Here is a 3251-nt window from a genome sequence, read left to right as displayed (position 1 = left end):
CCGGCGGCGCCGGCGGGCGGTGGCGCGATTACCGCAGCACCTCGATCACGCCAGCACCTCGATCACGCCAGGTCCGCGCTCACCCGGTACGGGGCTCCCGTGGCGGCGGCGACCTGCTCGAGGGTCACCCCGTCGACGATCTCCACCAGGGTCAGCCCGTCTGCGTCGCGGTCGAACACCCCGAGTTCCGTGATGATCCGGTCCACGCAGCCCAGGCCCGTGAGCGGCAGCGAGATCTCGGAGACGATCTTGGACGAGCCGTCCTTGGCCACCTGGTCCATCACCACGACGATGCGGCGGGCCCCCACCACGAGGTCCATCGCGCCGCCCATGCCCTTGACCATCGCGCCGGGCACCATCCAGTTGGCGATGTCACCGGCCGGGTTGACCTCCATCGCCCCCAGGATCGCCACGTCGATCTTGCCCGAGCGGATCATCCCGAAGCTCATCGCGGAGTCGAAGATCGACGAGCCGGGGAGCGTGGTGACGGTCTCCTTGCCGGCGTTGATCAGGTCCGGGTCGACGTCGTCCGGGTGTGGGTAGGGGCCGATCCCGAGCAGTCCGTTCTCCGACTGCAGGGTGACGTTGACGTCCTCGGGGACGTAGTTGGGCACCAGCGTCGGGAGCCCGATACCGAGGTTCACGTACTGGCCGTCCGACAGTTCGAGGGCCGCGCGGGCGGCCATCGCCTTGCGGTCGCGTCCGATCCTGCTCATCAGCGCTGTCCTTCCGAGGGCGGGTTGGTGGTGGTCTTCTCGATCCACTTGGTCTGCTCCACCTGCTGCGCGGTGAGCTCCACCAGGCGGTGCACGAAGATGCCTGGCAGGTGGATGTCGTCGGGGGCCAGCTCGCCGACCTCGACGATCTTCTCCGCCTCGACGATGCACACCCGGCCGGCCATGGCGGCCAACGGTGAGAAGTTGCGTGCGGTGAGGTTGAACCGCAGGTTGCCGCTGCGGTCCGCGACCGCAGCCCGCACCAGCGAGAAGTCGGCCTCGATGGCCTGCTCGAGCACGTAGGTCTCGCCCCGGATCTCCCGGGTCTCCTTGGGCGGCGAGGCCACCGCGACGCCGCCCTCGGAGTCGTACTTCCACGGCATCCCGCCGTCGGCCACGTAGGTGCCCACGCCGGTCCGCGTGTAGAACGCCCCGATCCCGGAGCCGCCCGCGCGCATCCGCTCGGCGAGGGTGCCCTGCGGCGTCAACTCGACCTCGAGCTCACCGGACAGGTACTGGCGGGCGAACTCCTTGTTCTCGCCCACGTACGACGAGACGATGCGCCGGAGCTTCCCGGTCTCCAGGAGCATGCCGAGGCCCTTGCCGTCGACCCCGGCGTTGTTGGAGAAGACCTCGAAGTCGCCGACGTCGCGGGACGCGAGGGCCTCGATGACGACCTGGGGGATCCCGCACAGCCCGAATCCGCCGGCGGCGATCGACGCCCCGTCCGGGATGTCCGCGACGGCCTCCGCCGCTGTCATGATCTTGCTGGACATACACGTCCTCCTTGGGTGTGTGGGCCGTCAGGCGATGCCGAGGATCTCGATCGCCGTCTTGCGCATGTCGACCTTGCGGACCTTGCCTGTGACCGTCATGGGGAACTCGTCCACCACGTGGACGTACTTCGGGATCTTGTGGCGCGCGAGCTTGCCGGTGGCGAAATCGCGGACCTCGTCGGCCGTGAGGTCGTCGCGCCCGGGCTTGAGCCGGACCCACGCCATGAGCTCCTCGCCGTACTTGGGATCCGGCACCCCGATCACCTGGGCGTCGAGGATGTCGGGGTGCGTGTAGAGGAACTCCTCGACCTCGCGCGGATAGATGTTCTCGCCGCCGCGGATCACCATGTCCTTGATCCGGCCGGTGATCTTGACGTAACCGTCGGAGTCCATCTCCCCGATGTCCCCGGTGTGCATCCACCCGTCGGCGTCGAGGGCCTCCGCGGTCTTCTCCGGCTCGTTCCAGTACCCGATCATCACGCTGTACCCCTTGGTACAGAACTCCCCCGCCTCGCCGCGCGGCAGGGTCTCACCCGACTCCGGGTCGACGATCTTGATCTCCAGGTGCTGGCCGACCCGCCCCACGGTGGAGACGCGGCGGTCCAACGAGTCGTCGGCCCGGGTCTGGGTGGACACCGGGGAGGTCTCGGTCATGCCGTAACAGATCGAGACCTCCTCCATGTTCATCTGGTCGATCACCTGACGCATGGTCGCCTCCGGGCACGGCGACCCCGCCATGATCCCGGTCCGCAGGGACGACAGGTCGTAGGAGTCGAAGTCCTCGAGCGCGAGCTCGGCGATGAACATCGTCGGCACGCCGTACAGGCTCGTGCACTTCTCCTGCGCCACCGCCCGCAGCGAGGCGGCGGGGTCGAACGCCGGCGCGGGGATCACCATGCACGACCCGTGGGTGGTGCACGCGAGGTTGCCCATCACCATGCCGAAGCAGTGGTAGAAGGGCACCGGGATGCAGACCCGGTCCACCTCCGAGTAGTTGATCGTCTCGCCCACGAAGAACCCGTTGTTGAGGATGTTGGTGTGCGAGAGGGTGGCGCCCTTGGGGAACCCGGTCGTGCCCGACGTGTACTGGATGTTGATGGGGTCGCCGGCGCCGAGACCGGCGCGGATCCCGGCCAGCTCCTCCGGGTCGGTGGGCCCCGACATCATCGACTCCCACTCCTCGTCGCCGAACAGCACGACGACCTCGAGGTCCGGGCAGCTCGGCTGGACCTGCGAGAGCATGCCGGTGTAGTCCGAGTCCTTGAACTGGGGCGCCGCGACCACGGCCTTGATCCCGGCCTGCTTGAGCACGTACTCCAGCTCGTGGACGCGGTAGGAGGGGTTGATGTTGACCAGCACCGCCCCGATCTCGGCGGTGGCGTACTGGATCATCACCCACTCCCAGCGGTTGGGGGACCAGATCCCCACGCGGTCGCCGGTCCGGATCCCGAGCCGGAGCAGGCCCGAGGCCAGGCGACGGACGTCGGCGTGGAACTCCGTGTAGGTCCACCGGCGTCCGGCCTGCACGTCGACGAGGGCGTCGCGGTCGCCGAAGCGCTCGACCGTGGCGGCCAGGTTGTCGGCGATCGTCTGCGTGAGCAGCGGGACGTCGGCGTCCCCACGGGTGTGGGACAGGGCGGGGTCCAGTGGGGTGGAATCGAGATCGGTGGTGGTCATCTCGGTGCTCCTTGAGGGTGGGATCGGACGGCCCACGAAGTGGGGGTTGCAGTGTCGGGTGGCGGCGTGTCGGGTGGCGGCG

3 protein-coding genes are annotated in these 3251 nt (G+C 68.6%); all 3 read right to left on the bottom strand.

Going from position 1 to position 3251, the window contains the following annotated elements; genetic code table 11:
* Positions 1-62: 62 nt before the first annotated feature.
* From G6018_RS08505 to G6018_RS08495, 3 genes are read right to left on the bottom strand one after another with little or no spacing between them, the layout of a single operon-like run.
* The gene (locus tag G6018_RS08505; RefSeq protein WP_182639376.1) at positions 63-716 is read right to left on the bottom strand and encodes a 3-oxoacid CoA-transferase subunit B; all 654 of its coding nucleotides are present in this window, start codon (positions 714-716) and stop codon (positions 63-65) included.
* On the bottom strand, positions 716-1492 hold the full coding sequence (locus G6018_RS08500; protein WP_179525847.1) for a CoA transferase subunit A: 777 nt from the start codon (positions 1490-1492) through the stop codon (positions 716-718). Before G6018_RS08500 ends, G6018_RS08505 begins: the two co-directional genes overlap by 1 nt.
* A gap of 27 nt (positions 1493-1519) precedes the next feature.
* Complete coding sequence (locus G6018_RS08495) at positions 1520-3169, bottom strand: AMP-binding protein (protein ID WP_182616216.1); 1650 nt, start codon at positions 3167-3169, stop codon at positions 1520-1522.
* Positions 3170-3251: the final 82 nt, after the last annotated feature.

The organism is Dietzia sp. DQ11-44, from assembly GCF_014145205.1.
GTDB lineage: Bacteria > Actinomycetota > Actinomycetes > Mycobacteriales > Mycobacteriaceae > Dietzia > Dietzia natronolimnaea.
The sequence above is the reverse complement of the archived record's forward strand: the minus strand, read 5'-3'. Positions and strand labels throughout refer to the sequence as shown.

Bases quoted from the DNA above. Each gene is read 5' to 3' on its own strand.
- G6018_RS08505 (WP_182639376.1), bottom strand. From the start codon at position 716: ATGAGCAGGATCGGACGCGACCGCAAGGCGATGGCCGCCCGCGCGGCC.
- G6018_RS08500 (WP_179525847.1), bottom strand. From the start codon at position 1,492: ATGTCCAGCAAGATCATGACAGCGGCGGAGGCCGTCGCGGACATCCCG.
- G6018_RS08495 (WP_182616216.1), bottom strand. From the start codon at position 3,169: ATGACCACCACCGATCTCGATTCCACCCCACTGGACCCCGCCCTGTCC.